Annotated in this window: 4 protein-coding genes and 1 pseudogene; 2 read left to right on the forward strand and 3 right to left on the reverse strand. The window is 72.0% G+C overall.

Annotated features, from left to right (window positions below; genetic code table 11):
* Window positions 1-629 (forward strand): FG-GAP repeat protein (locus ACFWBT_RS42065; RefSeq protein WP_385709836.1); only part of this gene is annotated, 629 nt, incomplete at its 5' end.
* Between the two features lie 67 nt (window positions 630-696).
* Here the strand turns inward: ACFWBT_RS42065 and ACFWBT_RS42070 are convergent.
* Entirely contained in the window at window positions 697-1071 is a 375-nt protein-coding gene (locus ACFWBT_RS42070; RefSeq protein WP_385709839.1) for a hypothetical protein, read from the reverse strand.
* A gap of 115 nt (window positions 1072-1186) precedes the next feature.
* Here ACFWBT_RS42070 and ACFWBT_RS42075 point away from each other — a divergent pair, with 115 nt between their 5' ends.
* A complete protein-coding gene (locus ACFWBT_RS42075; protein WP_385709842.1) occupies window positions 1187-2140 on the forward strand; it encodes a hypothetical protein in 954 nt (317 codons plus the stop codon).
* A gap of 81 nt (window positions 2141-2221) precedes the next feature.
* On the opposite strand, the gene ACFWBT_RS42080 is transcribed toward ACFWBT_RS42075, so the two are convergent.
* Both ACFWBT_RS42080 and ACFWBT_RS42085 read right to left on the reverse strand, forming a co-directional pair.
* Window positions 2222-3118: an NAD-dependent protein deacetylase gene (locus ACFWBT_RS42080; RefSeq protein ID WP_385709845.1), complete on the reverse strand. Its 897-nt coding sequence runs from the start codon at window positions 3116-3118 to the stop codon at window positions 2222-2224.
* Window positions 3119-3392: 274 nt separating this feature from the next.
* A pseudogene (locus ACFWBT_RS42085) lies at window positions 3393-4244 on the reverse strand (DUF5937 family protein); the annotation flags it as partial.

A 4244-nucleotide genomic window follows, 5' to 3' on the forward strand; every position in this document is an offset into this window, starting at 1 on the left:
CGCCGCGGGGCAAGCCCGGGCGGCCCTCCGCCGTATACAGCATCGTCGCCGGTGATGACCCCGGCGACGGCAAGGGCGACATCGTCGTGGACACCGGCTTCTCCGACGGCCCGGACGACTTCCTGCTCCGGATGTTCCCGGGTACCGCCTCGGGCCTCGGCGCGGGCGTGCCCTACGGCGGCCCGGCGCAGCCCGGCCGCGCCGCCGCACTCGCCGACCTCGACGGCGACGGCCACGCCGACCTGGTCACCTCCGACACCGGCGCCGTCGACCCGGACGGCTTCAACAACGCGGGCGCGGTGACGGTCGTACCGGGCACAGGGGCCGGCCTGGACGCGGCGCACGCGCGCACGATCACCCTGGCCACGCCCGGTGTGACCGGCGCGAGCGAGGGCAACGACCTCTTCGGCGCGGCCGTGGCGGCGGGCGACTACGACGCGGACGGCACCGCCGACCTCACCGTCGGCGTTCCGGGCAAGTACCTCGGCACCGGTGCGGTCAGCGTCATCCCCGGCTCGGCCGACGGGCCCACCGGAACGGGGTCCATCCTCTTCAACCCCGAGAACCTGGACCACCCCGCAGCCAAGGCGCGCTTCGGCCTGGCTCTGGGCGCGACCACCCGACCCTGACCAGGTACCTCGGCCCCCGTCCGGCACACGTCGCCGGACGGGGGCCGAAGTCCCGTACCGCTCCCTGTCAGGCTCTTGAGCGCGCCTTCCGGTCCTGACGGAAGTCGAGGTACGACAGTGCGATGACCAGGAGCGGAACAATGATCCACAGCAGCACGACGCGGAGTCGGCCCTCTGTCAGGGCGGTGACCAGGACCACGGTGACGGCACTGACAACGAAGCCGAAGAACTGCCGGTAGGAACGGAAGCCACCCACCAGCGCCGCGTGCGTCGCATCAGGATCGTCCTCCTCGGCGAACGCGGTCCGCACGGGATGGCTGTCGCCCTCACGCCTGGCCCGCTGCCAGGCGAAGAACCAGCGTCCGAGCGCGTAGAGGACGAACGTTCCCAGGAAGAACCACCACTCGGCGGCATCGTCGGGCAGTGCGCGCGCAAGGGTCATGGGCACCGCATGCCCCGTGCCTCGGGGAGTAGACGGTTCCGCCTCCCCGACGGAGCGAACGCGGACGGCCTACAGTGTGAGGCGTCCTGCATCCAGTCCGCGAGGAGCATCAGGCGTGAACGTCGAGATCCCGCCGGACGTACGCGACACCGCCTCCCAACTCGGCGCCGGTGTCCCCTACGCGCTGAAGGTCCTGGCCGGCCGGCTGGCCGACGACCCCGACATGGGCCGGCCTTCGGGGCTGCCCGGCATCCTTGACGTGACGGTCGACGGCGACTTGTTCGAGGACTGCCCCGACCTGTCCGTCGGCTACATCCGTGAGCCGGACCGGATCGAGATTCGCTTCCTGAGACCGGTCGACCCGACCGAGCCGCCCGCCGACGCCCATGACCGGGAGCAGGTACGAGACCAGGACCGGCCTGCCGACCCCGCCACCGCCGCGATCACCGTACGGGAGACAGCGGACGCCTGGCACCGCATCACCCGCCGGCTCCAGCACAACGCCCCAGACTCCTACGCCGGACTCCGTGCCGGCGCAGGCCCCGGCACCATCGCCACCCTGCAAGGCGACCTCGGCATCCGGATACCCGTCGAGCTGTGCGCCCTCTGGCTGTTGACCGCGGGCGACGACGGGGCCAACGGCCGGGGTTGGGGATGCCTTCCGGGCAATCGGGCCTTGATGCCCCTGGACGACGTGGCCGCCTTCCACCGGATGAAGATGGACGCGCAGGCCCACGAGGACACCTTGAACGCCGACCGCCGTGAAGGCGACCGGATCACGGTGTGGAAGCCCACCTGGATTCCGGTCGTCTCCTACGGCACTGCTGACCGCAGCTCTGGTTTGTACCTGGACGCCGAGACCGGCTACCTGGGCAGCTGGTCCCGCTACAACGAACCCCCCGGCGAAGAACTCGACACGCTCGTCACCTATCTCGAAGAGGCCGCCGACATGCTCGAAGCCCCGGCCCTGGCCACCCGGGACAAGCCCGGCCTGATCGGTGCAACGTTGGTGTGGCTCAGCAGGGTCGGCCACGCGCAGGAAGACCGGTGGCGGCCCCTGGCCTCGTAACCCATCGCCGGCTCACACCCTCGCCCTGAGACGCATGGCAGCGAGCCCGCAGCGGGGTCCGCCCCAAGGTGTCAGACGCTCTCAGGCCGCCGCTTCGTCGAGGGGGATGTCCAGCCGGTCGGCCACCGTGGTGAGGGCCGTGCCCAGGGGGAGCGCGACCCGGGTGACGGCGTGCTGGTCGCCCCGGGTCGGGTCCCGGTTGACGATCAGCACCGGCTTCCCGTCCTGGGCGGCCTGGCGGACGAACCGCAGCCCCGACATCACCGTCAGTGAGGAACCCAGGACCAGCAGCGAGGTCGCCGCACGGACCAGTGCGCGGCAGTGCTCGACCCGCGAGGGCGGAACGGTCTCGCCGAAGAACACGACATCCGGTTTGAGGATGCCGCCGCACGCGGTGCAGGGCACCACGCGGAAGTCCCCGACCTGTTCATCCGTGAGGTCGGCGTCACCGTCCGGGTTGATGGCGGCGGTCACCGGGTCGAAGCCCGGATTGGCCTCCTCCAGCCGCCGGGCGAGTTCGCGGCGCGGGCTGGAGACGCCGCAGGAAAGGCAGACGACGCGGTCCAGGCTTCCGTGGAGTTCCACGACGCCCTCGCTGCCGACGGCCTGGTGCAGACCGTCGACGTTCTGGGTGATCACCCCAGAGAGCAGGCCGTGCCGCCCGAACGCGGCCACCGCCCGGTGCCCTTCGTTGGGGCGGGCGCGACCGAAGGTTCGCCAGCCGAGGTGGCTACGCGCCCAGTACCGTCGCCGGGCCCCCGCGCTTGCGGTGAAGTCCTGGTACGTCATCGGGGTGTGCCGACTCAGGCTCCCGCCCTCGCCACGGTAGTCGGGGATGCCCGACTCCGTGGAGATGCCCGCCCCGCTGAGTACCAGCACACCGCCGGTGCTCAGCGCGTCGGCGACCGGCTCCAGATCCGTGGTGCCCGGCGGCAGGTCCTCCGTGGGAGTCCAGTGCAGAGTGGGGCGCATGCGCATGCCACCAGGGTACGGACTCGACGCACGCTGCGCGGGAGGCGGCTGGAGCCGTCCAACGGCGGGGGATGTCCGACCTCCGGATCGAGGGCTCCGGCCGCAGCTCGGGAGTGGTGCGCAGCGGGCACTGCCCTGTGGCACCGAGGCCCCGGGCTCCGCGAGCCGCTCCTGCCACGGCGGCCGCAGGGACGGCACGGCACCGCCCGTCGCCCGCCCCCGGGAGGAGTGCCGGGACCAGGAAGACGGAGGTCGCCCGCGTTCTCGCAGAGGGAACCACTCAGCGCAGCACGGCCGCCAGCAGATCGGCGCCCAGCGCCGTCAGATCGGGCGCGTTGAGGGAGTACCGCACGTAACGACCGTGCCGCCGGGTCGTCAGCAGGCCCGCGCGGCGCAGGACAGCGAGGTGGCGGGAGACCTCCGGGGGTGAGAGCTCCCAGGCATGGGCCAGCTCACGAGTGGTGTGCGGACCACGGGCCAGGGTGCGCAGGAGCCGCAGCCGTACCGGATGGGCGAGTGCCTCCAGCCGTAGCGTCACCGCTTCCAGCGATACCGGCTCTGATCGACTGGGCTCGGCCACGGGGTACTGCACCACCGGCTGCCACCCGGGCGAGTGGACCGCCACCAGGTGCGGGCGGCCGAAGACGCTGGGTATGAAGGTCACCCCGGTGCCGTGCGCCGAAGTCGCCTTGTCCTGCAGCTTGTCCACGATGATGCAGTCGCCGTCCGGGGCCAGGGCGACCGCGCCGGAGACCGATGCGAGTGCCGCACCGATCCCCTGGCGCTTCAGCAGGTCGCTCTTCAGGCGCAGGTCGGTGGCGAGCCGCACGGCGACGCCCGTCCAGGCGGCGTCGAAGAAGGCCTCGGCGCACTGTTCTAGGGTGTGGCGCAGCCGCGCCCGCACAGCGGCCGGGTCCGCGAGCAGCCTTTCCGCGAAGGCCTCTTGGCCCGCACCGCGGGCCTGGGCCAGGTCCAGGGCCCGCCCGCGCGCCGTCGCGTCGGTGAGCGGCGACCGCCCCCCCAATTGGACCCCGTTTCTTCCCCACGTGGTGACGAGCGCGGCCGGCACAAAACTCTCGTCAACGATACGGTCCACCTAGTCCACCACCACGGCGAGGGTCGGCCGAGGCCC

The sequence above is a fragment of the Streptomyces sp. NPDC060027 genome, assembly GCF_042737005.1.
GTDB lineage: Bacteria > Actinomycetota > Actinomycetes > Streptomycetales > Streptomycetaceae > Streptomyces.

What these genes read in the sequence shown, in the direction of transcription:
- ACFWBT_RS42070 (WP_385709839.1), bottom strand. Translation starts at nt 1,071, where the DNA reads ATGACCCTTGCGCGCGCACTGCCCGACGATGCCGCCGAGTGGTGGTTC.
- ACFWBT_RS42080 (WP_385709845.1), bottom strand. Translation starts at nt 3,118, where the DNA reads ATGCGCATGCGCCCCACTCTGCACTGGACTCCCACGGAGGACCTGCCG.